This is a genomic window from Bradyrhizobium sp. UNPA324 (genome assembly GCF_006658635.1).
Taxonomy (GTDB): domain Bacteria; phylum Pseudomonadota; class Alphaproteobacteria; order Rhizobiales; family Xanthobacteraceae; genus Bradyrhizobium; species Bradyrhizobium nanningense.
Genome location: NZ_LFJD01000004.1, coordinates 2009634 through 2035031, shown reverse-complemented (window position 1 = coordinate 2035031; position 25398 = coordinate 2009634). Strand labels below are relative to the sequence as shown.

24 protein-coding genes, 1 other RNA gene and 1 pseudogene are annotated in these 25398 nt (G+C 64.8%); 14 read left to right on the top strand and 12 right to left on the bottom strand.

The annotated features are described in order from the left end of the window. Positions 1-69: 69 nt before the first annotated feature. Entirely contained in the window at positions 70-420 is a 351-nt protein-coding gene (locus UNPA324_RS09925; RefSeq protein ID WP_141934573.1) for a hypothetical protein, read from the top strand. Between the two features lie 254 nt (positions 421-674). Then, positions 675-911, top strand: a complete 237-nt coding sequence (locus tag UNPA324_RS09915; protein ID WP_141934572.1) for a DUF6894 family protein — start codon at positions 675-677, stop codon at positions 909-911. Between the two features lie 201 nt (positions 912-1112). Here the strand turns inward: UNPA324_RS09915 and UNPA324_RS09910 are convergent, their stop codons facing one another. Then, positions 1113-1391 (bottom strand): DUF1488 family protein, encoded by a 279-nt coding sequence (locus tag UNPA324_RS09910; RefSeq protein ID WP_141934571.1) that lies wholly within the window; start codon positions 1389-1391, stop codon positions 1113-1115. Positions 1392-1976: 585 nt separating this feature from the next. Here UNPA324_RS09910 and UNPA324_RS35675 point away from each other — a divergent pair. Next, positions 1977-2303, top strand: a complete 327-nt coding sequence (locus UNPA324_RS35675; protein WP_245471716.1) for a hypothetical protein — start codon at positions 1977-1979, stop codon at positions 2301-2303. Between the two features lie 118 nt (positions 2304-2421). On the opposite strand, the gene UNPA324_RS09900 is transcribed toward UNPA324_RS35675, so the two are convergent. Continuing rightward, entirely contained in the window at positions 2422-3033 is a 612-nt protein-coding gene (locus UNPA324_RS09900) for a TetR/AcrR family transcriptional regulator (protein ID WP_128918453.1), read from the bottom strand. A gap of 131 nt (positions 3034-3164) precedes the next feature. On the opposite strand from UNPA324_RS09900, the gene UNPA324_RS09895 reads away from it, so the two are divergent. The 4 genes from UNPA324_RS09895 to UNPA324_RS09875 all read left to right on the top strand — a co-directional run bounded on the left by UNPA324_RS09895 (position 3165) and on the right by UNPA324_RS09875 (position 9880). Beyond that, positions 3165-4397, top strand: coding sequence for a cytochrome P450 (locus tag UNPA324_RS09895; protein WP_128918530.1), 1233 nt, complete (start codon positions 3165-3167; stop codon positions 4395-4397). A 142-nt stretch (positions 4398-4539) separates the two neighbouring features. Beyond that, positions 4540-8157, top strand: coding sequence for an AsmA family protein (locus tag UNPA324_RS09890; RefSeq protein WP_141934570.1), 3618 nt, complete (start codon positions 4540-4542; stop codon positions 8155-8157). Positions 8158-8499: 342 nt separating this feature from the next. After that, positions 8500-9618 carry a DUF2336 domain-containing protein gene (locus UNPA324_RS09880; protein WP_164936169.1) on the top strand — a complete coding sequence of 373 codons (1119 nt, stop codon included), beginning with the start codon at positions 8500-8502 and terminating at the stop codon, positions 9616-9618. Positions 9619-9637: 19 nt separating this feature from the next. Then, positions 9638-9880 (top strand): hypothetical protein, encoded by a 243-nt coding sequence (locus tag UNPA324_RS09875; protein WP_128918803.1) that lies wholly within the window; start codon positions 9638-9640, stop codon positions 9878-9880. Positions 9881-9975: 95 nt separating this feature from the next. On the opposite strand, the gene UNPA324_RS09870 is transcribed toward UNPA324_RS09875, so the two are convergent. The 10 genes from UNPA324_RS09870 to ssrA all read right to left on the bottom strand — a co-directional run bounded on the left by UNPA324_RS09870 (position 9976) and on the right by ssrA (position 19655). Continuing rightward, complete coding sequence (locus UNPA324_RS09870) at positions 9976-11682, bottom strand: response regulator (protein ID WP_128918802.1); 1707 nt, start codon at positions 11680-11682, stop codon at positions 9976-9978. Then, complete coding sequence (locus UNPA324_RS09865; RefSeq protein WP_128918801.1) at positions 11679-13193, bottom strand: ATPase domain-containing protein; 1515 nt, start codon at positions 13191-13193, stop codon at positions 11679-11681. The genes UNPA324_RS09870 and UNPA324_RS09865 overlap by 4 nt, the downstream gene beginning before the upstream one ends. Before the next feature lie 207 nt (positions 13194-13400). Next, on the bottom strand, positions 13401-13898 hold the full coding sequence (locus UNPA324_RS09860; RefSeq protein WP_128918813.1) for a GNAT family N-acetyltransferase: 498 nt from the start codon (positions 13896-13898) through the stop codon (positions 13401-13403). A gap of 209 nt (positions 13899-14107) precedes the next feature. Further along, positions 14108-15979 (bottom strand): ferrous iron transporter B, encoded by a 1872-nt coding sequence (feoB, locus tag UNPA324_RS09855; RefSeq protein ID WP_141934568.1) that lies wholly within the window; start codon positions 15977-15979, stop codon positions 14108-14110. A 47-nt stretch (positions 15980-16026) separates the two neighbouring features. Next, positions 16027-16302 carry a FeoA family protein gene (locus UNPA324_RS09850; protein WP_128918799.1) on the bottom strand — a complete coding sequence of 92 codons (276 nt, stop codon included), beginning with the start codon at positions 16300-16302 and terminating at the stop codon, positions 16027-16029. Between the two features lie 118 nt (positions 16303-16420). Further along, a complete protein-coding gene (locus UNPA324_RS09845; RefSeq protein ID WP_025038043.1) occupies positions 16421-16672 on the bottom strand; it encodes a ribbon-helix-helix domain-containing protein in 252 nt (83 codons plus the stop codon). Beyond that, on the bottom strand, positions 16669-16857 hold the full coding sequence (locus tag UNPA324_RS09840) for a DUF4169 family protein (RefSeq protein WP_128918798.1): 189 nt from the start codon (positions 16855-16857) through the stop codon (positions 16669-16671). The genes UNPA324_RS09845 and UNPA324_RS09840 overlap by 4 nt, the downstream gene beginning before the upstream one ends. Before the next feature lie 279 nt (positions 16858-17136). After that, on the bottom strand, positions 17137-18570 hold the full coding sequence (gene fumC, locus UNPA324_RS09835) for a class II fumarate hydratase (protein WP_141934567.1): 1434 nt from the start codon (positions 18568-18570) through the stop codon (positions 17137-17139). Positions 18571-18659: 89 nt separating this feature from the next. Beyond that, positions 18660-19175 carry an SspB family protein gene (locus UNPA324_RS09830; protein WP_128918796.1) on the bottom strand — a complete coding sequence of 172 codons (516 nt, stop codon included), beginning with the start codon at positions 19173-19175 and terminating at the stop codon, positions 18660-18662. A 113-nt stretch (positions 19176-19288) separates the two neighbouring features. After that, positions 19289-19655, bottom strand: a transfer-messenger RNA (tmRNA) gene (ssrA, locus tag UNPA324_RS09825). Between the two features lie 96 nt (positions 19656-19751). On the opposite strand from ssrA, the pseudogene UNPA324_RS09820 reads away from it, so the two are divergent. From UNPA324_RS09820 to UNPA324_RS09790, 7 genes and pseudogenes are all read left to right on the top strand, one after another. Next, positions 19752-20368: pseudogene (locus UNPA324_RS09820) on the top strand (chromate transporter). Next, positions 20365-20895 (top strand): chromate transporter, encoded by a 531-nt coding sequence (locus UNPA324_RS09815; RefSeq protein ID WP_141934566.1) that lies wholly within the window; start codon positions 20365-20367, stop codon positions 20893-20895. The pseudogene UNPA324_RS09820 and the gene UNPA324_RS09815 overlap by 4 nt, the downstream one beginning before the upstream one ends. Positions 20896-20990: 95 nt before the next feature. Then, positions 20991-21752, top strand: a complete 762-nt coding sequence (locus UNPA324_RS09810; protein WP_141934565.1) for a tripartite tricarboxylate transporter TctB family protein — start codon at positions 20991-20993, stop codon at positions 21750-21752. A 7-nt stretch (positions 21753-21759) separates the two neighbouring features. Continuing rightward, positions 21760-23325: a tripartite tricarboxylate transporter permease gene (locus tag UNPA324_RS09805; protein WP_128918793.1), complete on the top strand. Its 1566-nt coding sequence runs from the start codon at positions 21760-21762 to the stop codon at positions 23323-23325. Between the two features lie 207 nt (positions 23326-23532). Beyond that, the gene (locus UNPA324_RS09800; protein WP_141934564.1) at positions 23533-24327 is read left to right on the top strand and encodes a thymidylate synthase; all 795 of its coding nucleotides are present in this window, start codon (positions 23533-23535) and stop codon (positions 24325-24327) included. Between the two features lie 5 nt (positions 24328-24332). After that, complete coding sequence (locus tag UNPA324_RS09795) at positions 24333-24818, top strand: GNAT family N-acetyltransferase (protein ID WP_141934563.1); 486 nt, start codon at positions 24333-24335, stop codon at positions 24816-24818. After that, positions 24818-25330 carry a dihydrofolate reductase gene (locus UNPA324_RS09790; RefSeq protein ID WP_128918790.1) on the top strand — a complete coding sequence of 171 codons (513 nt, stop codon included), beginning with the start codon at positions 24818-24820 and terminating at the stop codon, positions 25328-25330. The genes UNPA324_RS09795 and UNPA324_RS09790 overlap by 1 nt, the downstream gene beginning before the upstream one ends. The last annotated feature ends 68 nt before the right edge of the window (positions 25331-25398 follow it).

The window sequence follows — 25398 nt, the reverse complement described above, 5'->3', positions numbered from 1 at the left end:
GGAAGCCGGCGGTTTGATCTATGATATCTGCCGGAGGGGGCGCCACGCCGTATCCAGTTTGGAGAATGCATGGGCCCGATGAAAAGACCGGAAAACGCCACCCCCTCGGTTCGATCGGCAGGTTTTCGACCTTCGCAATCGCTGCTCAGAGCCATCACGGCGTGGATGGCACTTCAGGAGGAAAGGCCCAGCCTGTCCCAGGCAATAACTCGTTTGGTGGAGCTGGGACTTGCGCACGCCGACCAGGATCGACAGAAGCTGCGTGCCCGCGAGATGGCCGGCGATACAATCGATCGAATGGGCGACGCAACGACGACGGAGGACGATCGGGCAATCCGCAAGCGGGATCTGCTCGATGGACCCAAGGAGTTCGATCGCGTGCGGATTGATCGAGCCAAACGCAGCAAGCCGATCCAGTAAAAAGGGCGAGCACCAGGAAGCTCCGACACCGGAGGACCTCGAGCCGCCAGAGACAGGGAGGACGTGAGATGAGACGGCATTCCCAATCGCATGCAGCGAATGAGGCGAACAGCCACTTCAAACCGGCCGCGGCGAAGCCGGCGACCGATTACGAGAAAGCGGAACAGGCTTTCCAGGCAAATCGGGAGCGACTGAAGGCCGAACGGTTGGCGAGGGAGGCCGAGCGACGAAGCCGGTCCGAGAGGACGCCTTAGGTGTCGCACTTCTACTTCGACATCTGGGATGGTGAAACGTTCGTCGTCGACGAAGAAGGCCTGGATTTGGCCAGCCAACGGGCCGCAGAGGTCGAGGCCGCGCTGTCTCTTGCCGACGTCGCCAAGCAGCTCGAGCCGTTCGCCAGCAGCGACGGCTTGGCCATCAATGTTCGGGATGCGAGCGGACCGGTATTGAGAGCGAAATTCGTCCGCGAAAGAGTTCAGCCGATCAATTGAGATCGCCAGGACGCGCCGATACCCGGCTAGAGCATCGAAAGCACGACGATCCCGTCTTCGAGTTCTCCTGACGCAAGCCGCCGTTGCCGGAGATCAAGGCAAAGGCCGAGTAGAGACGACCCCGGGGTTGGCTCCGATCAATGGGACCGCGACGATATTGGATCCTTCCGCTACACATCCGCCGTCGCGGTGCTGCCGTTCCTATGGCCTGAAATCGATACCACGTAGCACGATGCCCGGTGGCGTGCCTTCGAACTCCGTCGCGCGATATTTGCTCGCCGCGCGTGCTTCGATGCGATCCCGCAGGCGGGTGAACTGAGCCTCCCGTTGTTCGGGGCTGACCTGCGGGCCACGCTCGAGATAGTCCATCGCGGAGGTCGAGACGGCGCAAGGAATCTCCCTGGTGCCGTCATGCATCGAGAACCGAACGATCATCCGGTCGTATTCGTGGCTGATAGAGCGGCCGCTGGTTAATGTCATGGCTTGCTTCCGTTGCGTGATCGGCAGGCACGATCGCACCCCTCAAATCAGCGCGGCGACCGGCCGCCTGCTTTCCCGTCGCGCATGACACGTGTCGAGAATGCAGGCGGCGGTCGTTCGCCTCAGCTCTCCCCCGACAGCCGGGCGAAATCGTCGAACAGCGCCGCCACCAGCGCGCGGTGGCGTGTGTCCTCGGCGGGCAGGCTCGCGGCGTAGAGGTTGAGCAAATGGCGCGCTTTCACCGCGGCCTCCGACCAGGACGCGGCGGGCACTCGCTCCTGGCGCGGCAATAGCCAGCACTATCGTCACCGCGCCGCAGGCGACGGTGTCACGGATAGACGCACGCGAGGCATTTAAGCGCTCGCTATCGCCTCAGTGCGGGCGTAAGGTTGCGGCCATCACCGCACGTCTCAACGGCTTCGACCGGTGACTGAGGGGCACGTGTGCTCCTGCCGAAGGCTTCGCAGGAGCGTTCGATGTCGCGTGTTCGCATCTCGGAATCGATCGTGCCGCCGGTGATCGTTCCACTGTTTCTTCTGCTTCTCGTGTGCGGAGCCGCCATCCTCAATGGGTAGGGCGATACGCGTGCCGTACCTGGTCAGTCGGACCAACGAATACGGCAGTTCCAATCTGGGCCGCGGCACCGCGGCGGTCGCGCTACGCCTCGCGCGAAGACTGTTGCGCGAAGGCTACATGGACGTCAGGGTCTGCACCCGGCGCGGCCGGATCCTGCAACCAAATGAATTCGACCAACTCGAACCGGCAAAGGAGAGCGACATGGCGAAGGGCCAACAACGCGGCAACCGCGAAGCCAAGAAGCCGAAGAAGGAGAAGTCCAAGGTCATCGCCGCGGCTCCGAGCCGCAAGGAAGCCGCCTGGCAGCCGGATTTCGGACCTGCAAAGAAGAAGTAGGCACGATTCCCTTGCCGGCATAGCTGGTGAGAACCCGCCTTCGAAAGTCGGACCGACCGGGAAGCCGCTCCGCCCCTTCGTCTCCGGAGCCGCTTGTCGGCCGTCCGTCCGGGCGTCGTTACCCTGCCGCCAATCCCGTCCTCCGCCTGAGATCGGTGATCGCGCGCAAGAAGCTGTCGGCCGGCGTGGTCTCGGGATCGATCAGCCGGTGCAGGCGAAAGCCGTCTTCGAGCGCCAGCACGACGGAGGCCATCCAGGGCGGGTTCAGATTGCTGTTACGTCCGTTGCTCTTCAACGTCGCCTCGACGATGTCGGCGACCAGCTTGCGGCGCGCGCGCAGACGTTTGGCGAGCTCGGGCCGGCGCTTCTCGGCGCGCGCGACGAACAGGATCATCTCCATGTGCAGGAGCGGCGAGCGGCCGAGCGGATCTTGCCGCGTGCGGTCCAGCGCCTTCAGCGCTGCGATGAAATCGTCGAGATTGTCGTGCTGGGCGAGGATGTCCATGTTGCGCCGGATCGACTGCTCGACATGATCCTCGATCATGGCGATGATCAGCTCGTCCTTGCTTGTGAAGTTGGAATAGAACGCTCCGCGGGTGAAGCCTGCAGCGGCCGCGATCGCTTCGATGCTGGCGCCGCCGATGCCGTCCTCCTCGAACACGCGCGCGGCCGCCTCGAACAGCCTGCCGCGCGTATCGTCCCTGGTCGGCCTGGTTCTCACCCTTGACATCGGACCAGGGTAGGGCAGAATGCAACTCGATACAACAATGTATCGAGTTTATAAATTCAAGGGATGGTTACGCCGGGCAGTGGGGCTGCGCTCGGCGTATTCGTTTCATGCGGCAACCGATTGAGGTCACCATGAACGAGGACGTGCAAGGCGCCGGCGGCGCGCCGTTGTTCAACCCGCTCTCGCCGGACTTCATCCGCGATCCCTATCCGCATTACGACCGGCTGCGCACGATCGATCCGATCCATGTGACGCCGTTCGGCCAGTTCGTTGCCAGCCGCCATGCCGACGTCAGCCTGGTGATGCGCGACAAGCGCTTCGGCAAGGATTTCGTCGAGCGCTCCAAACGGCGCTATAGCGAAAAGATCATGGACGAGCCGGTGTTCCGCAGCATGAGCCATTGGATGCTGCAGGCCGATCCGCCCGACCACACCCGCCTGCGCGGCCTTGTCGTGAAGGCCTTCACGGCGCGCCGGGTCGAGGACATGCGGCCGCGCATCCAAGAGATCGTCGATCAGGCGATCGATGCCGTGATCGACCGCGGCCACATGGACCTGATCGAGGATTTCGCCTTCCGCCTGCCCGTCACCATCATCTGCGACATGCTCGGCATCCCCGAGGACCATCGCGAGGTCTTCTACAAGAGCTCGCGCGACGGCGGGCGGTTGCTCGACCCCGTGCCTCTCACGCCGGAGGAGATCAAGAAGGGCAACGAGGGCAACCTGATGGCGCAGATGTATTTCCAGCAGCTGTTCGAGCTGCGCCGCAAAAATCCCGCCGACGATCTCACCACCCAGCTGGTGCAGGCCGAGGAGGACGGCAACAAGCTCACCAACGAGGAGCTGACCGCCAACATCATCCTCCTGTTCGGCGCCGGCCACGAGACCACGGTCAACCTGATCGGCAATGGCCTGCTCGCGCTTCACCGCAATCCGGACCAGCTTGCGCTGCTCAAGGCGCGCCCCGAGCTGATGGAGGGCGCGATCGAGGAGTTCCTGCGCTACGATTCCTCGGTGCAGATGACCGGCCGCGTCGCGCTGGAGGAGATCGAGGATCTCGGCGGCAAGAGGATCCCCAAGGGCGAGACCGTGCTGTGCCTGCTCGGCTCGGCCAACCGCGATCCGTCGGTCTATCCTGATCGGCCGGACCGGCTCGACGTCACCCGCCAGAACGTGAAGCCGCTGTCGTTCGGCGGCGGCATCCATTTCTGCCTGGGGGCCCAATTGGCGCGCATCGAGGCCGAGATCGCCATCGCCACGCTGCTGCGGCGGCTGCCCGATCTGCGCATCGACGACGTCGAAAACCCGGAATGGCGGCCGACCTTCGTGCTGCGCGGCCTCAAGCGGCTGCCGGCGAGCTGGTGAGGCGGCCCAGCGTTAACCTCCGCGCGCAACAGTCGCTGTGACTTCGCCACACTTCCCCCTATATAAGGGGCTGTTCCGGCACGCCTGAAGTCCGCGAAGGCCAGGGTTTGGTCCGGGTGCCGATTTGGCCGAGGGGAGACCCGTGCAGACGACGCTGCTCGGATTGGCGATTGCCTTCATCATTGCGCTGCTGGCCGCGCTGATCGGGCCTTACTACGTCGACTGGAACCAGTTCAGGCCCCAGTTCGAGGCGGAGGCTGGCAAGATCATCGGCGTGCCGGTGCGGGTCGCGGGCGAGCTGGACGCGCGGCTCTTGCCGACGCCGACGCTGCGGCTGCGCCAGGTCACCTTCGGCGGCAACAACGATCTCGGCCGCCTGCGCGCCGACAAGCTCGACGTCGAGTTCAGCCTGGGCTCCCTGATGCGCGGAGAATGGCGCGCGACCGAGCTTTCGGTGGGCGGCATGGCGGTCGATCTCGGTCTCGATGCGCGTGGCCGGGTCGATCTGCCCTCCACCGCGAGCGGCACCTTCAATCTGGCCTCGCTCGCCATCGAGCGGCTCAATCTCACCGGCCGCATCGCCCTGCACGATGCCGCCAGCCGCTCGACGCTGGAGCTGAACGATATCGCCTTCTCCGGCGATGTCCGCTCGCTCGCCGGCTCGGTGCGGGGCGACGGTGGCTTCACCGCCAATGGGGTGCGCTATCCGTTCCGCGTCTCGTCCGGCCCGAGCGCCGACGGCAACGCCACCCGTCTCCACCTCAACATCGATCCCGGCGAGCGTGCCACTCTCGCCGATCTCGAAGGCGTGCTCGCCTTCGACAATCGCCTGCCGAAATTCGAGGGCGCGCTGACACTGGCCGTGCCGCCGGTCAAGAAGGCCGGCGAGGCGGGGCCGACGCCCTGGAAGCTCACGACCAAGCTTAGGGCGGATCCGGCCGGCGCGAGGTTCGAGCAGATCGACGCGAGCTTCGGCCCCGAAGACAGCGCGCTGAAGCTCGGCGGCGTCGGCGATCTCAAGTTCGGCGCCTCGCCGCTGCTGCGCGCGGTGCTGTCGGCGCGCCAGGTCGATGCCGACAGGCTTGCCGCCAAGGATGATGCCGAGCCCCTCCGCATCCTGCCGGCGTTGCGCGCGGGGTTAGCTGCCATTCCGCAGGCGCCGATCCCGGCCCAGATCGAGTTCAACTCCGACCAGATCATGCTTGGCGGTCGTCCGCTGCAGAACATCACGGCCGAGCTTCAGACCGACGGACGGTCCTGGACCTTCCAGCGGCTCGAGCTGCGCGCGCCCGGCATGACGCAGCTCTCGCTCAACGGCGCAACACCGGGCGCCGACAGTTTCAGCGGCCGTCTCAACGTCGAATCCTCCGACCCCGATACGCTGGTGGCCTGGCTCCAGGGCCGCAGCGAAATCAACCGCCGCAGCACGCGGCCGCTGCGCCTTGCCGGCGACGTCACGATCGCCGCCAACCATCTCGCCGTGGACAGGCTGAGGGCCGACATCGAAGGCGGTACCGTGGAAGGCCGCATCGCCTTCGTGCAGACAGGCGCGAGCAACGGCTCGCGGATCGACGCCGATCTCAAGGCCGACCGGCTCGATCTCGACGCCGCCGCAAGCTTCGTGCGCGCGCTCGCGGGACCGCAAGGCGAGTGGCCGGAAGAAGCAAAACTCTCGCTCGACATCGGCCGCGCCATCTCCGCCGGCCAGGAGCTGCGGCCGTTCGCGACAAAGCTCGCTTACGGCCCCGCATCGCTGTCGCTGGAGCAACTGCGTTTCGGCCAGGCCAGCGGCGTCACCACCGAGGCGAGCGGCAGCTTCGACCGCACCAAGGCCACCGGCAAGCTCGCGCTGAAATCCTCGGCCAATTCGCTGCGCGAACTCACCGCGCTGCTCGAGCCGTTCGCGCCTTCGGTCCGCGCGCGGTTCGATGCCATCCCGGCATCATCAGGCGCGACCCGCCTCAAGCTCGATCTCAGCCTCGACAAGAACGCCGAGCACGCCGATCGCAGCGACGCCCGCGCCGTGCTCGAGCTCGACGCGCCACAGCTCAAGGCGACCGCGACGCTGGCCTCGCAGACGCTGGCGGCCGCCATTGGCGGCATCGACCTCGATCGCCTGCAGAGTAGCGACTTCTCGCTGGAGTCGAAGGTGTCGACGCCGCAGGCGGGCGCGCTGCTGGCGCTGCTCGGGCTCGATCGCGTGGTGGCCGCAGGCGAGGGCGCTTCGCAGTTCGAGGGCAAGCTGACCGGTGCCTGGCGGCGGCCGCTGCAATTGAGCGCGAAGCTCAGCGGCGGCGGGCTCGATGCCGACGCGCAGGGCAGCGTCGAATTGTCGGAGCCGAAAGGCAGCGTGAATTTGCGCGTGCGCAACGTCAATCTGGCGCCGCTGCTCGGGACCAGCCGGGCCGACAAATCGGCGCAGAACGTCAGCCTGTCCTCGCGCGTCGGGTTGACAGGTCATCGCCTGACCTTCGACGATCTCGACGGCAATGCTGCCGGCTCGCATCTGCGCGGCCATCTGGCGGTGATGCTGGATCCCGAGAAGAGCCTCGACGGCGAAGTCGGTCTCGATACGCTCGATCTGGCGCCGGCGCTCGCGATGGCGATCGGCGCAGCCGGGCATGATACGAGCGAGCCCCTCAGCGCGGGGTTCATCACCACCGGCTGGCGCGGCCGGATCGCCTTCCAGGCGTTGCGTGGGACGTTGCCCGGCGGCATCGAGCTGCGCCCGTTCGGCGGCACGATCCGCAGCGACGGCCAGTCGCTCGCGCTTGATGCGCTGAAAGGCGCGGTCGGCGGCGGCGAGATGTCGGCAAGCTTTGACGCGCGCAACGGTGCCAATGGCCTCGCTCTGAATGCGCGCATCGAGCTCGGCAATGTCGATGCGGCGGCGCTGCGCTATCGCGATCTCGCGCTGCCGAAGGGACGCGTCTCGGTGCAGATGGCGCTGAGCAGCCAAGGCCGCAGCGTCGCCGCGCTCACCGGCGCGCTCGCCGGCAACGGCACGGTGACGCTGGCGTCAGCCGAAATCAGCGGCCTCAATCCGCGCGCCTTCGAGATCGCGATCCGAGCCAGCGACGGCGGCCAGGTCAGTGACGACAACCGCTTGCGGCAGCTGGTCGAGCCTGCGCTTGCCGCCGCGCCGATTGCGGTGGCATCGGCGCAGATTCCGTTCACGATCCGCGACGGACGCCTGCGCGTCGGCGCGACCCCGCTGGAAGCGAAGAACGCCCGCGCCATCGTGTCCGGCGGCTACGACATTCCCGCGGACCAGGCCGACATCCGCGCCAGCCTGACGCCGATCATGACCGGCCTCTCCGGCGCCCCGCCGGAGATCCAGTTGTTCGCGGCAGGTCCGCCCGACAGGCTCAATCGCACGATCGATCTTGCGCCGCTGTCCTCCTGGCTCGCGGTGCGCACGATCGATCGCGAGACGCGCCGGTTAGACGCCATCGAGCGCGGCGAGCCGCCGCCGGCGACCGCGGCGCTGCCGACGCTGGTGTCTCCGGATGCGGCGCCCGAGCAGGCGCCCGCCAATGTGCCGCTGCCAGGTCAGGATCCGCGCCGCGCGCCGTCAAAGCCTAAGGCCGCGCCGACGCCGAAGGCGCCGCAGGCCGCGCCCGCCGCGCCGAGCCCGCCACTCGCGAGCCAACAGCTCGCGCCGCTGCCGCCGGCCATCGACGTCAAGCCCGCCCCGGGCCCTGCGCCTGCCAAGCCCAGGCCGAAGCCGCCGCTGGTGCTGACGCCGCAGAATCCGTAGGCGGATTGGTTTGCACCGACCGAGCCGCGGACTCGCCTAACCTCTCCCGCTTGCGGGAGAGGTCGGCGCGAAGCGCCGGGTGAGGGCTTTCTCCTCTAGGGGGGCCCGCTGCGGAGACACCCTCTCCCCAGCCGCAAGCGGGAGAGGGAGCGCACCGTCTTCCTTCTCCAACGGTTAACCCATTCCCTCGCATTTGAATGAATTTTGCCCGGCAAAACTGATTTGCCGATTTTACTGAATTCTCGCGTTTCATCTCTAACGTCGGTTTCAGAGGAATTCGGCGTCGCGTCAATTGAGACGCAACGGTTCGCAAAAGAACGGCCAAGAACTGGGGTGATCGAGATGAACGGGGCGAAATCGCTTCTGCAGGATCTGGACGACGCGATCGCGCGCGGCACCGACGAAAGCCGGGTGAAGGCGTTGTGGCATGCGACTGACATTCTGATCACCGGCCGCTACAGCGACGACGAGATCAGCACGTTCGGCGAGGTGATCGGCCGGCTCGCCGAGGAGATCGAGGTCGCCGCGCGGGCGCAGCTCTCGGATGTGATGTCGGCGTGCGATCATGCGCCGCTCAACGTCATCGAAAAGCTTGCGCTCGACGACGAGATCGAGGTCGCCGGTCCGGTGCTGCGCGACTCCAATCGCATCGACGAGAAGATGCTGGTCGAGAGCGCCATGACCAAAGGCCAGTCGCATCTGCTCGCGATCGCCCAGCGCAAGTCGATCGGCGAGGCCGTGACCGACGTGCTGGTCAAGCGCGGCAACCAGGAGGTCGTGACATCGGTTGCGAAGAACGAGGGCGCGCGCTTCTCCGGCTCGGGCCTGCTGCATATGGTCCGCCGCGCCGAAGGCGATTCGATCCTCGCCGAGCAGATCGGCCTGCGCAAGGACGTGCCGCGCCACGTCTTCCAGCAGCTGATCTCGAAGGCCTCGGAAGACGTCCGCCGCCGTCTCGAGACCGAGCGGCCCGAGATGATGGCGCAGATCCAGAGCTCGGTGACCGAGGTCACCGGCGACCTTCAGTCCAAATTCGGGCCGTCCTCGCGCAGCTATTTCGTCGCCAAGCGCGTGGTCACGACGCAATACCGCCAAGGCAACCTCAATCAGGACTCCATCTCGAACTATGCGCGCCAGCACCGCTTCGACGAGGTGCAGATCGGCCTGTCGCTGCTGTCGTCGCTGCCCGTCGACGTGATCGAGCGCGCGCTGATGGACCGCAACCGCGAGATGATCCTGGTGTTGTGCAAGGCGCTCGACTTCTCCTGGGATACGACGATGTCGCTGCTGTTCCTCGGCGCCAAGGATCATCTGATCACGGCGCGCGAGCTGCAGGACAACGAGCGCGAATACGGTCGGCTCAAGATCGAGACCTCGCGCAGCATCTTGAAGTTCTACCAGTCGCGCAAGACCGGCACGGGTGCCGATGCGGGCCGTCAGCCCGAGCTCCAGGTACACTAAGGACAGGGGAGTATCTGCAATGTTGCCTCAATTCGGCACCGCCGTTCGCAAGAAGAACCTCACCAGCGCCGTCACCACCGATCTCGGCGGCGGAGCACCGGACAAGGCGTCGGTGGACGCGGCCTGGCTCGTGCTGGAAGCCGCCAATGATCTCGGCGATCATGCCGCGATCGAAGCCTGTCGCCGCGTCATCGACGCCGAGCTGACCGGCACGGTGGCCCGGAGTGCGGATGTCGATCTCGTGCTGGGATATTTCCGGTAAGAACTTGATGCAGCTTCTTCGGACGCGAACAAGGGCCATGAGCGCGGCGTAGCGGTTCTGTCGCGCAAGGCCGGACCTTTCCGAGCCTCGCGAGGTCAGCAGGAACTGGAACGCTTGGATTGTGCGTTGCGCCGAAGATTCGACTTCGCCGTGTTCAAGGCTGCGGCGAGATCGTCGATGTGATAGGGCTTGGCCAGAATCTCGATACCCGCGTTCTCCGCTTCGTGGATGGACGCTTCGGCATATCCGCTGGTCAGCAATATCGGGATGTCACTTCGTCTCTTCTTGATCTCTCGCGCAAGCTCGACCCCGTTCATGCCGCCCGGCATCATGATGTCGGAAAAGATCAGATCGATGGAGCGGCCGTCTGCCAGGGCACCAAGCGCTGCGGCGGCGCTGGAGGCGCGGGTGACGTCGTAACCGAGCTGGCCGAGCATCTCGCTGACCAGCGCGGCAACTTCGTCATCGTCTTCCACCAGCAGGACGTGGCCCTGATTGCTCCTCTTCGGCCGTACCCTGGTGAGGTCGATCAGGTGTCGCTCGCTCGAGGGAACATCGAACGATCGCGGCAAGTACAGCTCGATGCTGGTGCCTCGGCCGACCTCCGATCTAATTCGGACTGTGCCCCGCGACTGCGTCGCAAAGCCGTGGACCTGGGCGAGCCCAAGTCCCGATCCCTTGCCGACGTCCTTGGTCGTGAAGAACGGCTCGAAGACACGCGACAGGATCTTCGAAGACATGCCGACGCCTGTATCGACGACCGACAGCCGAACATAGTCGCCGGCGATCTCCCCGTCATTCAGATCATGCAGATTCTCGCCGCGGACGACGATGGTGCCGCCGTTGGGCATCGCATCGCGCGCATTGACGGCCAGATTGAGAATGACCAGCTCGAGCTCGCCGGGATCGACCTCCACCGGCCAAAGCGCATCCGGGAAGTCGAATTCGACGTGAACGTCGCCTCGCAAGCTTCGATCAAGCAGCTCGCGCATGCCGCCGATCTGCATGGCGACGTCGACGGGTTCCGGCCGAAGCGTCTGCCGGCGTGAGAATGCCAGCAGCTGCTTGGTCAGGCTGGCGCCGCGCTGCGCGGCCTGGATCATCCCGTCCATCAGACGCCGGCGACGGTTCGGATCTGTCTGGCGGTCGAGCATGTCGAGGCCGCCGGAAATCACCATCAGCAGATTGTTGAAGTCGTGCGCGACGCCGCCGGTGAGCTGGCCGATCGCCTCGATCTTCTGGGCCTGGCGGAGCGTCTCCTCGACGCGGGCACGCTCGTTCATTTCGAGACGCAGTTGCTCGTTGGCTTCCTTCAGCTCGCGTGTCCGCTCGACCACCAGCTTCTCGAGCTCCTGCGCCGTCTGCTCGCGCGCCTGGAGCAGAGCCCGGATCTCGTACTGGCGCCGCCGCGCCCTCATCGCGGATTGAACCGCGCTGGTCAGCGTGATCGGCTGAACCGGCCGTTCGAGCAGCGAAACATTGCGGAGAAGCTCGACGATGCTGCGTCGCCACGCAACGACGGCCGGCTGCTCGCGATGGCTGGTGAGGACGACAAAAGGGAGGTCCGACCATGGCGGTTGCGCCGCGATCCATTGGGCCAGCGGGGTCGTGTCCTTCCCAAACAATCCTTCCTCGGCGAGAAAGACGGTGCCCACGCCGGCTGTCATCTCGTTGACGAGCTCGGGCAGGCTCCGGCAATTGGCCGCATCCAGGTTGGAGCTGCGGAAGAGCTCGGCTGATGCCGGTCCGTCGCGTCCGATCGGGGCGAATATGAGGACGCGGCTATCCCGGTCCGCGTTCATTCGATTGGTCCTTCCGGGAGTGCCGTGCCGGTATAACGCGGATTGCCGGAAAAGATGCCGCTGAACTCCTGGAGGGGCGGGCCGAGCTTGATTCCGGTGCTGCCGAGCCGAAACTCGCGGATGGTATGCTCATGGTTGCCGCTTCGCTTCTTCACGACGGACAAGGCGCGCCGCACCGTTCCGCCGAACTCGAAATAGCGCAGCATCAGCACCGCATCGCTCAAATAGCTGAGGTCGATCGGCGTTTCCATTGGGCCGACGAGCCCATGCTGCGCGAGGATCAGGATGGTGAGCACGCCCTGCTGTGCCAGATAGCTCAGAAGTTCGTGCATCTGCAGGATGAGAAAACGCTCATCCGGCATCGCGTTCAAATAGCCGTTGAGGCTGTCGATGACGACCACGCGGGCGTTGTCGACCTCGACGCTCCGACGCAGCGTCGCCGCGAACTCACCGGGCGACAATTCGGCGGGATCGATTTGTTGAAATCGGATCTTGCCGGAATCGAGATATTTCTGCAGAGGCAGGCCGAGCGTAAGAGCGCGTGCTTCGACCGTTCCACGGCCCTCATCGAACGCGAAGAATACGGCGTGCTCGCCGCGTTCGGCCGCCGCGATGGCATAGGCCAGCGCGAGCGAGGACTTGCCGACACCGGCTGAGCCGAGGAGAAGTGCGTTGGTGCCGCGCTCGATCCCGCCGCCCAGCAGCCGATCGAGCTCGACGTTTCCGCTGGACATGGATTGGCCGGGGAACGGCTTGTGATGCTCGGCCGCGACGAGGCGGGGGAAGATGCGCAGGCCTCCTGCCGAAATTGTAAAATCGTGGTAGCCGCCCCGAAACCGGATGCCGCGCATCTTGATCACGCGAAGCCGCCGCCGCTCGGCCCCGTAGTCGATCGCGAGCTGTTCCAGCATGACGACGCCGTGTGCGATCGAGTGCAGCTGCAGATCGTCCTGAGACGATGAGAGATCGTCGAGCAGGACGACCGTGCAGTTTCGATTGGTGAAGAAGTGCTTCAAGGCCAGCACCTGGCGTCTGTAGCGCAGCGGATTTTGGGCCAGCAGGCGCAATTCGGACAGGCTGTCGAGCACCACGCGGGTGGGATTGAGCCTTTCGACTTCCTTGAAAATCAGATTGGTGGTTTCGCTCAGCTCCATCTCGGCGGGATGGAAGACCGTGAGCTCCCGATCGGGATCGAGCGTCGTCTCCGGCGGGACCAGTTCGAAGATGTCCACGCCTTGCAAGGACCAGCCGTGTCGATGCGCGACAAGCTCGAGCTCCCGCCTCGTCTCGGAGAGGGAGATATAGAGCACGCGTTCACCGTCCCGCACGCCCCTGAGCAGGAATTGCAGCGCAATCGTGGTCTTGCCGGTCCCCGGCCGTCCCTCATAAAGATACATCCGGTTGGGATCCAAGCCGCCGGCCAGGATGTCGTCCAAACCGTCGCTGCCCGTGGAAATTCTGGGTAAATCCCGGGGGGCGCTGTCCGAAGCAGCGCTCGATGGACCAGTCATTGAACCCCCTAACGCATATGCCGGGACGGCTGCCATTGCCCCAGGCACGACGAGCCGGAGCTTGGACCAGGTAGGTCCGTTGAAGGAACTCTTGAGCAGCGGCCGGGTTCCCGGCGAGGCGAGGGTAGCTGCTGACGGTTCGCGGCTTGGATTCAGAATTGAACACAGCAAGTCCGCTCGGCGCTACCGGTCCACTCACTGTGACCTTTAGCGCCGGATGCGGTAGATCACGACGTCCTCGCCGCGACTGTTCGCGCTCCGCTCGAGGAGATAGTCTGATCTCTCCAGCACGCGGCGGGATGCGCCGTTCCTGACATTCACGACGCCGATGAGAGATGGCAGCGCGAGCTGTAACAGCCCGATGTCCGTCATCGCGGCCGCAATCTCGCTTGCAAATCCCTGGCCCCAGAATTCGCGTTTGAACGCGTAGAAAATCTCGATCTCGTCGATGTCGTCGACCAGGATGTGGCGGATGCCCGCCCGTCCGGCGAACGCCCCCTCTTTCGTCCGCAGGGCCCACAGGCCGAAGCCGTGTTGATCCCAATGGGCCATGTTGGCGACGAGATAGTTCTCCGTTTTTTCCGCCGAGCGCACACCGCCGAGATAACGGGAGACCTCGGGGTCGAGATGCAGCGCGACGAGGTCGGCGAGGTGATCTTCGCGTAGACGCTCGGCGGTTAGCCTGATGGTGGTGAAGTGATCCATGGAGTCGGATGGACGCATTCCAGGTCGATCACTGTGCCGATGAGGTTGATGATGCCATTGTGCCGGTGTTTTGCCCGACGGATCAACCGGTTCGTCGTCTGGATGGAGCCTACGGTCGGATCACTTTCGTGCACGCGTAAGCCATTGATTTCACAACCCCCGTCTACTGTGCATGGGGTTGTTTCGCGAGTTTTGTTTTGGAGGGAACGCTAGCCGGCCCCGAGCGCCACCGCGACGTTGTAGGTCAGGAGGCTCGCGGCATAGGCCAGCACCAGCATGTAGGTGAAGGTCACGGCCATCCAGGCCCAGCTGCCGGTCTCGCGCCGGATCACGGCCAGCGTCGAGGCGCATTGCGGGGCGAAGATGTACCAGGCCAGCATCGACAGCGCGGTGGCGAGCGACCATTTCGTCGCCAGCACCTGGCCGATCTGCTCGGCCGCTTCCTTGCCGCCTTCGATCGCGTAGACGGTGCCGAGCGCGGCGACCGCGACCTCGCGTGCCGCCATGCCCGGGATCAGCGCGACCGCGATCTGCCAGTTGAAGCCGACCGGGGCGAGCAGCGGTGCGAGCGCCTTGCCGATCATCGCGGCGAGGCTGAAGTCGATCGCAGGCTCGGTGGCGCCTGCCGGCGGCTGCGGGAACGAGGCCAAAAACCAGATCAGCACCATCATCGAGAAGATCGTGGTGCCGGCGCGCACCAGAAACATCTTGGCGCGGGTGTAGATGCCGATCGCGATCGATTTCGGCCGCGGTATCTTGTAGTCCGGCAGCTCCAGCATGAACGGCGCCGGCGCATAGTCGCGCAGCATGAAGAACTTGATCACGAACGAGACGGCAAGCGCGCTGACGATGCCGGCGGCGTAGAGACCGAACATCACGAGGCCCTGCAGGTTGATGAAGCCCCAAACGTCATTCGCCGGAATGAAGGCGGAGATGATCAGCGTGTAGACCGGAATGCGCGCCGAGCAGGTCATCAGCGGCGCGATCAGTATCGTGGTCAGCCGGTCGCGCTTGTTGTCGATCACGCGCGTCGCCATGATGCCGGGAATGGCGCAGGCAAAGCTCGACAGCAGCGGAATGAAGGCGCGGCCATGCAGGCCGGCGCCGCCCATGATGCGGTCCATCAGGAACGCGGCGCGCGCCATGTAGCCGAAATCTTCCAACAGCAGGATGAACAGGAAGATGATGATGATCTGCGGCAGGAACACGATGACGCTGCCGACGCCCGAGATCACGCCGTTCTGCAGGAAGCTCTGCAACAGGCCATCGGGCAGGGTCGTGTGGACGAGCTCGCCGAGCGCATCGAAGCCGGATTGCAGCAGCTCCATCAGCGGCCGCGCCCAGGCGAACACCGCCTGGAACATCATGAACAGGATCAGCGCCAGCACGATGAGGCCGCCGACGGGATGCAGCACGACCCGATCGATCCGCGCGGTCCAGGTGTCGGGTCTAGCCGGCAGGCTGACGCAGTCGGCGATGATGCGGTCGGCCTCGCGCTGGGTCGCGCGCAATTCGGAGACGCTGAGCGCGCGCCAGCTGTTCGCCTCCGCCTCGGCGGCGAGCTTTGCCGAGATCTCGTCGGTCAGCCTCAAGAGGTCGGACGTGCCGCCCTTGCGCACCGCGATCGAGGTGACCACGGGCAGGCCGAGCTCCTTGGCGAGCCGCTCGACGTCGACAGTGATGCCGCGGCGGGCGGCGATGTCGAACATGTTGAGCACGAGGACCATCGGCCGTCCCGTGCGCTTGAGCTCGAGCAGCAGGCGGATGGTCAGCCGCAGATTGGTCGAATCGGCCACGCACAGCACGAGATCGGGCACGGTTTCGCCGGAGGCCTTGCCGAGCACGAAGTCGCGGGTGATCTCCTCGTCCGGGCTGCGGCCGCGCAGGGAGTAGGTGCCGGGCAGGTCGACCACCGACACCTGGCGTCCCAAGGGGGTGACGAAGAAGCCTTCCTTGCGCTCGACGGTGACACCGGGATAGTTCGCGACCTTCTGCCGGCTGCCGGTCAGGGCGTTGAACAGCGACGTCTTGCCGCTGTTTGGCGTGCCGACCAGGGCGAGATGCAGCAGGGGTAATTCCATGTGATCAAGGCCTGGCAAAAGGCTGGGATGAGGCGTCCGGTCGCTGTCTAAGCGACAATGACCGCCATGGCTTCGCGGCGGCGGACCGCGATCGTGATGCTGTCGACCCGCACGGCGATCGGGTCGCGTCCGACCAGCCCCTCGTGCAGGACCTCGACCCGGGCGCCCTCGACGAAGCCGAGCTCGATCAGGCGGCTCTCGAGCTCGATGTCCGAGAGCGCCGAGCCTGTCTCGCCAGCGGACAGGTGCTGGATGACGCCGGTATAGCCGCGCTGGGCCAAACCCAGCGGCATGTGCGGGCGCATGTCATTGGTGTCGGTCATGCCCTGTATTTTCAACGCAAGGCAGTGAGGTCAAGCGCGCGCGCTCGCTGAAACCGCACCTTAGAGCGATTTTAAAGTGCGGGCGGCGGGGCGCCCTCCAAGGCGCCCCCGAGGCTGGCTATTGGGCCGGGACCTTGTCCGGCTGGGCCGCCATAGCCCGGCTCTTGAAGTAGTCCAGGACGAACAGACGGATCGCCGACGACAGATTGCCCTGCTGGCGGTTGTTGTCGATCTCGCCGACCAGCTCGGACAACGTCATGTTGCGCAGGCCGGAGATCTCCTTCATGCCGTTCCAGAATGCCTCTTCCAGGCTGACGCTGGTCTTGTGCCCGGCGACGACGATCGACCGTTTCACGACCGGCGACTTCATTGCTGCTCCTCGCGATCGATCTGATGCTGATCCAGGTGCGCCTTCGCCTTGTCCGCGCGCGTCTCCTCCGCCGACCGTTCCGCCTTCGTGCGGCCGAACTTCGTCCGGTTGGCGTCCGCCCGTTTCGCCGAGGCTTGGCGCTCGACGCGCTTCCTGAAACGATTCAGGTTGATGACGTTCCCCATGCCGCGTCTCCATCATCCGATCCTCTTCAGGCTGGATGAAACATTCCGAAACAGGGTGCCGCGTTGCGCCCCACAAGACTTGATCGCCATTCGCTTGTCCTCGTCAATCGGCCCCTCGGGCCATCAAACGATGAATTTGGCCCCGTCAGGGGGCGGAAAGGCTGCGTAGCACGCCGTCCCGCCAGAACATTGACGGTAATCAAATCCCGCCCCCAAAGCCGCACATTTCTGGGCGTCGAGGGTCCGTATCATTACGGATGGCAATCGGAATTCGGAATTTTATCCGGGGCTGGTCATCTTCTCGGGACGCACCAGGCGATCGAACTCGTCGGCCGAGACGAAGCCGAGCCGCAGCGCCTCCTCCTTCAACGTGGTGCCGTTGGCATGGGCCGTCTTGGCCACCTTGGCGGCGTTGTCGTAGCCGATCTTCGGGGCGAGCGCCGTCACCAGCATCAGCGAGCGCTGCATCAGCTCGTTGATGCGCTTTTCGTCGGCACGGATTCCGCTGACGCAATGCTCGGTGAAGGATCGCGCGGCATCCGCCAGCAAGCGGATCGAGTGCAGCATGTTGTAGGCCAGCACCGGCTTGTAGACGTTGAGCTCGAAATGGCCCTGGCTGCCGGCCACCGTGATCGCGGTGTGATTGCCGAACACCTGGCAGCACACCATGGTCATCGCCTCGCACTGCGTCGGGTTGACCTTGCCCGGCATGATCGACGAGCCCGGCTCGTTCTCCGGCAGGATCAGCTCGCCGAGCCCTGAGCGCGGGCCGGATCCGAGCAGGCGGATGTCGTTGGCGATCTTGAACAGGCCCGTCGCCACCGAATTGATGGCGCCATGCGCCAGCACATAGGCATCGTTCGAGGCCAGCGCCTCGAATTTGTTGGCGGCGCTGGTGAAGGGGAGTTTCGTGATGCCGGCGACATGCTTTGCGAACAGCTTGGCAAAGCGCGGCTTCGAATTGAGGCCGGTGCCGACGGCTGTGCCCCCCTGCGCCAGCGGATGCAGGTCCTTCACCGCGATCTTGAGCCGGGCGATGCCGCTTTCGACCTGCGCGGCGTAGCCGGAAAACTCCTGGCCGAGCGTCAGGGGCGTCGCATCCTGGGTGTGAGTGCGGCCGATCTTGACGATCTCAGCGAACGCCTTCTCCTTCGTGCGCAGCGCGCGGAGCAGCTCATCGAGCGCGGGGACGAGGTCGGCATGGATGCGGCTTGCGGCCGCGATGTGCATCGCGGTCGGGAACGAATCGTTCGATGACTGGCTCATGTTGACGTGGTCGTTGGGATGCACCGGCTTCTTGGCGCCGAGCTCGCCGCCCAAGAGCTCGTTGGCGCGGTTGGCAATCACCTCATTGAGGTTCATGTTGGTCTGCGTGCCGGAGCCGGTCTGCCACACGACGAGCGGAAAATGATCGTCCAGCTTGCCCTCGATCACCTCGCGCGCGGCGCGGATGATGGCACCCGCGCGGCGCTGGTCGAGCAGGCCGAGCTCGAGGTTGGACTGCGCGGCGGCGAGCTTGACGATGCCGAGCGCGTGCACGAGCGCGATCGGCATGCGGTCCGTTCCGATGCGAAAATTCTGGCGCGAACGTTCGGTCTGCGCGCCCCAATAGCGATCGGCGGGGACCTCGATGGGACCGAAACTGTCGGTCTCGGTGCGGGTCGCGGGGCGGGCGGTCTTCGAGCGGGACGCTTTGGCCATGAGCACATCCATTCCGCCGCGCGAAACGCCGCGCGGCCTCTTCAGGTGCTCTTCTATATAGACAGTTTGGCCGGGCGCGACGGCTTCAAAGCCAACCTAGATCATTTCTTGCGGAAACGATCGAGCCGCACCACCTCGGCGCCGCCCTGGTTAGGCGGGGGCGGCTCTTCCGCGGTTTCCGCCTTTTCAGCGGCGGCGGGCACCGATACGGCCGAAGGGGCAGGGGCCGCCGGCAATGTCTCCGGCGTGACTTCGGCGACATCGGACGTGTCGAACTGGAGGCCGAACTTCACGGACGGATCGAGGAAGCTCTTGATGGCGCTGAACGGCACCACCAGCCGCTCCGGAATGCCGCCGAAGGACAGGCCGACCTCGAAGCGGTCCTCGAGCACAGTCAGATCCCAGAACTGGTGCTGCAGGATGATCGTCATCTCTTCCGGATATTGCGCGAGCAGCCGTGGAGACAGCTTCACGCCCTCGGCCTTCGATACGAAGGTGATGAAGAAATGGTGCTCGCCGGGCAGGCCTTGGGCCGCGGCATCGGTCAGCACCTTCCGCAGCACGCCGCGCAGCGCGTCGCGGGCCAGCACATCGTATCGGATATGATCGGTCGCCATCGTGGTCCTGTTGCATCCCCGAAGCCGGACCCTACCGGCTCGACTCGCCAAGCCGCAACAATATCGCGCCTGACGGGTCAGCAGGAGTCCCCGCCGGGGAAGAAATAAAGGCAAGTGGAGGCTTCTGTTGCCAGGTGCCTCCGAACCCCGCCTAGCGGAGCTTAACCCGCTAGGACTTTAGAGTGGTCTTTCAAACTGCGTTACGCAGCCTGAGCAACCGGAGCAAAGTTGTCGTTGGCAACTATTGCAGTAGCCCGATAACGGCGGAACAATACCGGGAAAAAGTACGCCCTTTACGCCCTCGTCGATCCTATTTCGCCCCCGCCAAAGCCCGCTTCCGGGAGAGTCCGTTGATGGGCTTTGGTGGAGGCGCCGGGTACCGCCCCCGGGTCCGAATGGTTTATTGCGACGACCGTTTATTTCCATAGCCGGCGAACCGGCATCCCTAATATAGGGCGCAAAGGTTTCGAAAAACAGGGGTTTTGAGTGTCCCTCGCCAGGTTCCCGTTGGATAGGTTCCGGGCGGACGTGAGCTTGATCTTGGCCGCCTCGCGACCGGCATTCTAAGTTTCTGACATGTCCGAGGATTCAGCACTGGCGGTCCAAGAACCAGATCCACTGCCGGACCATCCGGCGACCGGCGCCGCTCCGCCCGGCCTGCTCGCGCTGTTTCTGGCCTTCGCCAGGATGTCGCTGGCCGGTTTCGGCGGGGTTTTGGTGTTTGCCCGGCGGGCCATCGTCGGGCAGCACCGCTGGATGAATGCGGACGAGTTCAACGAGACCTTCGCGCTTTGCCATTTCCTGCCCGGCCCCAACATCGTCAATCTGTCGATGGTGTTCGGATCAAGGTTGCGCGGCATTGCGGCGGAGTTGCCGCCTTTGCCGGGCTGTTGCTGCCGCCGACGCTGATCATGATGGTGCTCGCGATCATCTACGCCCGTTTTGGCGACCTTGACGTGCTGCGCCGCAGCCTCTCCGGCATCTCCTGCGCGGCGGTCGGCCTCCTGATCGCGGTGGTCTTCCGCATGATGGCGCCGGTGCCGAGGCGGACGGATCCCCTCGCGCTGATCCTGATGCTCGGTGTGTTCCTCGCCATCGGCGTGCTCCGCCTGCCGCTTCCGGCGGTGCTGCTGGTCGCGATCCCCGTGAGCATCGGCGCCACTTATTTCCTGCGGCGGAAAGTAGCAGCATGAACGCCGAGAATCCGATCTGGGCGCTGATCGCCACCTTTGGCCTGATGTCGCTGTTCGCGGTCGGCGGCGCCGCGGCGGCGGTGCCCGAGATGCACCGCATCGCGGTCGAGGTGCATCGCTGGATGACCGACAAGCAGTTCACCGATGCCTATGCGATCGCGCAGCTGTCGCCGGGTCCGAACGTGCTTATCGTGACGTTAATCGGCTATGCCGTCGCCGGCATCCCCGGCGCGCTCGCGGCGACGCTGGCGATGTGCCTGCCGACGGCGCTGCTTGCCTATTGTGTCAGCCGGCTCTTGAATCGGCCCAGCCAATCGCGCTGGCCCGGCCTGATTCAGGCTGCACTGGTTCCACTCTCGATCGGATTGATGGCCGCGAGTGCCCTGATCCTGGCCCAGTCGACCGATCGCACACTTGCTGCACTGCTCCTGACCGCAATGGTTGCGCTGATCGCATCGGTCTCGCGCCTCAATCCACTCTGGCTCCTGCTCGCCGGCGGGGTGTTGGGTTTTGCTGGCATTGTGTGATGAAAATCGCTAGGCAGTGATCCGGGCGGGGTATCCAGTTCCAGCCGATTTAGAACAACAGTGCTCGTGACTTACGGGTCGCGGAGGAGACATGCATGGCCGACACGATGGGCCACTCAGCGACTGCCACTCGAAATACCCGGTTGGTGGTCGGCTTTTGTCTGCTGGCGATTGCGCCGCAGATCTTCGAATTGATCTGGTCGATCGGGACGATCTTGGGGTGGGGGGCCGGCCGCGGCCCGGGGACGGTGGTCGCTAGCCACGTAACGGCGCTGCTCGCAGGCGCGCCTAGTGCCATCTTCGGATCGTTCGGCGGCGGCACCCAGAAGATGTCATCCGAGGTGCTGCTCGCGCTGATCTATTCTTACCCGCTGTTCGTGGTGGCGATCCTCACGATCTTCATGACGATCCGATCGGCGCAGGACTATGTCGGCGGGATCGTTCTGATGGCGTTGGCCTTGTTCGCGCTGTGGGCAGGAAGCGACTTGCAGGGCATGCGCGGCTTCTCCTTCGGCGCCGGCACGGCGCCGCGGATGTTTGGCGGGCTGCTCGTCGCACTTGGCGCCGGCATCGCGTTGACGGGACTGCTGACCGAGGGGCCGGGGATGGCGCATTATGCCTGGCGCGGGCCCCTGTTCGTGATGGTCTCGATCGTCTTCTTCGCGCTGGCGATTCGTCCGCTTGGAGTGGTGGTTACGGCGTTCGCGAGCTTCATGATCGCAGCGATGGGCACGCATGAGACGCGCTGGGTCGAAGCGATGATCGTCGGCGCCTGCCTGACGCTCGGCTGCGCGCTGCTCTTCCCCTACGTGCTCGGCCTGCCGATGCCGATGTTCCCGCGCTTCCTGGTTCAGTGAGGGTGTGATGTTCGATCTCTTCCACAATCTGGGCCTTGGCTTCGGTGTGGTGTTTCAGATCTCCTGGTGGTCACCCTGGTGGCTCTACGGCCTGTCGCTCCCGATCTCGATCAATATTCTCATGTGCCTGATTGGCGCATTGGTCGGCACGCTGGTCGGCGTGCTGCCTGGTATCGGCACCGTCGCAACCGTGGCGATGCTCCTGCCGATCACGTTCGGATTGCCGCCGGTCGGCGCGCTGATCATGCTCGCCGGCATCTACTATGGCGCTCAGTATGGCGGCTCGACCACCTCGATCCTGGTCAACATTCCCGGCGAGGCGACATCGGTTGTCACCGCGATCGACGGTCACCAGATGGCCAAGCAGGGCCGTGCCGGCCCGGCGCTGGCGATCGCGGCGATCGGCTCGTTCTTCGCAGGCTGCGTCGCGACCGTGCTCATCGCCGTGCTCGGTGCGCCTCTGACGAAGCTCGCGCTGGCGTTCGGTCCGGCCGAATATTTCTCGCTGATGGTGCTCGGCCTGATCTTCGCGGTGGTGCTGGCCAAGGGCTCGGTGCTGAAAGCGATTGCGATGATCGTGTTCGGCCTGTTGCTGTCGATGGTCGGCTCCGACATCGAGACCGGCGCCTCGCGCATGGCGTTCAACATTCCGGAACTCGCCGACGGTCTCGGCTTTGCGACGGTGGCGATGGGTGTGTTTGGTTTCGCCGAGATCATCCGCAATCTCGACGCCGGCGCCGAGATGAATCGCGACCTCGTCCAGCAGAAGATCACCGGCCTGATGCCGACCAAAAAGGACATGATCGACTCGACGCCTGCGATCCTGCGCGGCACTGTGCTCGGCTCGATTCTGGGCATCCTGCCGGGCGGCGGCGCCGTCATCGCGTCCTTCGCGTCCTACACCCTCGAGAAGAAAATCGCCAAGAACCCGTCGCGGTTCGGCCGCGGCGCGATCGAGGGCGTGGCGGCACCGGAAAGCGCCAACAACGCTGCGGCGCAGACCTCCTTCATCCCGCTGCTGACGCTCGGCATCCCGCCGAACGCTGTGATGGCGCTGATGGTGGGCGCGATGACCATCCACGGCATTGTGCCGGGTCCGCAAGTGATGCAGAAGCAGCCCGATCTCGTCTGGGGCATGATCGCCTCGATGTGGATCGGCAATCTGATGCTGATCATCATCAACCTGCCGCTGGTCGGAATCTGGGTGCGGCTGTTGCGCGTCCCCTATCGGTTGATGTTCCCCTCGATTGTGATCTTCTGCGCGATCGGCATCTACTCGGTGAACAACGCGCCAGTCGACGTCATCCTCGCCGGCGTGTTCGGTCTCGTCGGCTATTGGCTGATCAAGCACGATTTCGAGCCGGCACCCCTGCTGCTCGGCATGGTGTTGGGACCGCTGATGGAGGAGAACTTGCGCCGTGCGCTGCTGATCTCGCGCGGCGACTGGAGCGTGTTCCTGACGCGGCCGCTGTCGGCCGTGTTGCTCGCGATTGCGGCCTTCCTCCTGGTCCTCACGGTGCTGCCCACGTTGCGTGCCAAGCGCGACGAGGTGTTCACCGAATCCGAGAATTGAGGGGGCTGGACCCCGGTGGGCAAGTCGGCGACTTAATCAGCAGGATCAAGCTGATAGGCAAGGGGCGGGACGCTGAGTTCCGCCCCTTGTCGTTTGCGCCGGGAAAGCTCACTTTTCCGGGTATAATCGGTGCGGACAGCGAATCGCCGCTGTTGCAGCGCGGGGGCGGCCGCTAAGTTCGCCGCCTCCCCAAAGGCACAGTCGCACATGCACCAGTATCAGGACCTGCTCGAGCGGATTCTTTCAGACGGCGCGGAGAAGACCGACCGCACCGGCACCGGCACGTTCTCGGTGTTCGGCCATCAGATGCGCTTCAATCTGTCGGCCGGTTTTCCGATGCTGACGACCAAGCGGCTGCCGCTGAAGGCGATCGTGCACGAGCTGTTGTGGTTCCTGAAAGGCGACACCAACATCAAATATCTGCGCGACAACGGCGTCACGATCTGGGACGAGTGGGCGGATGCCAATGGCGATCTCGGCCCGGTCTATGGCCATCAGTGGCGCTCCTGGCCGGCGCCTGACGGCCGCAGCATCGACCAGATCGCGAACGTGGTCGACATGATCAAGCGCAATCCGGACTCGCGCCGCCTGATCGTCTCGGCGTGGAATCCGGCCGACGTCGACAAGATGGCGCTGCCGCCGTGCCATTGCCTGTTCCAGTTCTACGTCGCGGGCGGCAAGCTGTCCTGCCAGCTCTATCAGCGCTCGGCCGACGTCTTCCTCGGCGTGCCCTTCAACATCGCCTCCTACGCGCTGCTGACGATGATGGTGGCGCAGGTCACCGGCCTGAAGCCCGGCGACTTCGTGCATTCGTTCGGCGATGCCCATCTCTATTCCAACCATCTGGAGCAGGCAAAGCTCCAGCTCAGCCGCGCACCGCGGGCGCTGCCGGTGATGCGGATCAATCCTGAGGTGAAGGACATCTTCTCCTTCCGTTTCGAGGATTTCGAGCTCGTCGGCTACGACCCGCATCCGCACATCAAGGCGGAAGTCGCGGTCTGACGCCGATGTCGTTGACCATCCGCCGTGCGCAGCCCGGAGAAGCCGGGCTCGTTCTCTCCTTCATCCGCGAACTCGCCGAGTACGAGAAGCTCTCGCACGAGGTGGAGGCGACCGAGGCTAACATCGCTGAGGCGCTGTTCGGCGAGAGACCGCAACTCTATTGCGCGATCGCCGCGTGGAACGGCGAGGCCGTCGGCTTCGCAGTCTGGTTTACGAATTTCTCCACCTTCAGCGGTCGCCACGGCATCTATCTCGAGGACCTCTACGTGCGGCCGTCGCATCGGGGCAGGGGCCTCGGCAAGGCGCTGCTGGTCTATCTCGCGAGGGAATGCGTCGACAACGGCTGGGCGCGCCTGCAATGGGCGGTGCTCGACTGGAACGCGCCGTCGATCGCGTTCTACAAGTCGCTCGGTGCCGTCATGATGGACGACTGGACGCTGTGCCGCGTCACCGGACCGGCCCTGAAGCGGCTTGCCGGGAGTGCGCCCTGATGGAGATCGTCTTCGTCGTCGCGATCGCGGAGAATGGCGTCATCGGCGCGGGCAATGCGATGCCGTGGCGATTGAAATCCGACATGGCGCGCTTCAAGGCGCTGACGATCGGCAAGCCCGTGATCATGGGCCGCAAGACCTTCGAATCGCTGCCTCGCCGTCCCCTGCCGCGCCGCACCAACATCGTGATCACCCGCGATGCGGCCTATCGCGCCAATGGGGCCATCGTCACGACATCCGCCGCGGATGCGGACGCGATTGCGCGCGGCGATGCCCTGCGGCGCTCGGTCGCTGAGATCGCGGTGATCGGCGGCGCCGAGATTTTTCGGCAATGGCTCGATCGCGCCGATCGTCTCGAAATCACCGAAGTCCATGCGCGGCCCGAAGGCGATACGCATTTCGACATCGACAAGGCGGAGTGGGACGAGGTTGAACGTATCCGCCATCCTGCCGGCCCGGACGACAGTGCCGACTTCTCCTATGTGACATATCGTCGGCGGCGCGGCCATTAACCGCTTTCGTCAATGTTTACATTGACTTTTTCGTGCCCGAGCATAGCTCGAAGGACGGTCAGGGCTGC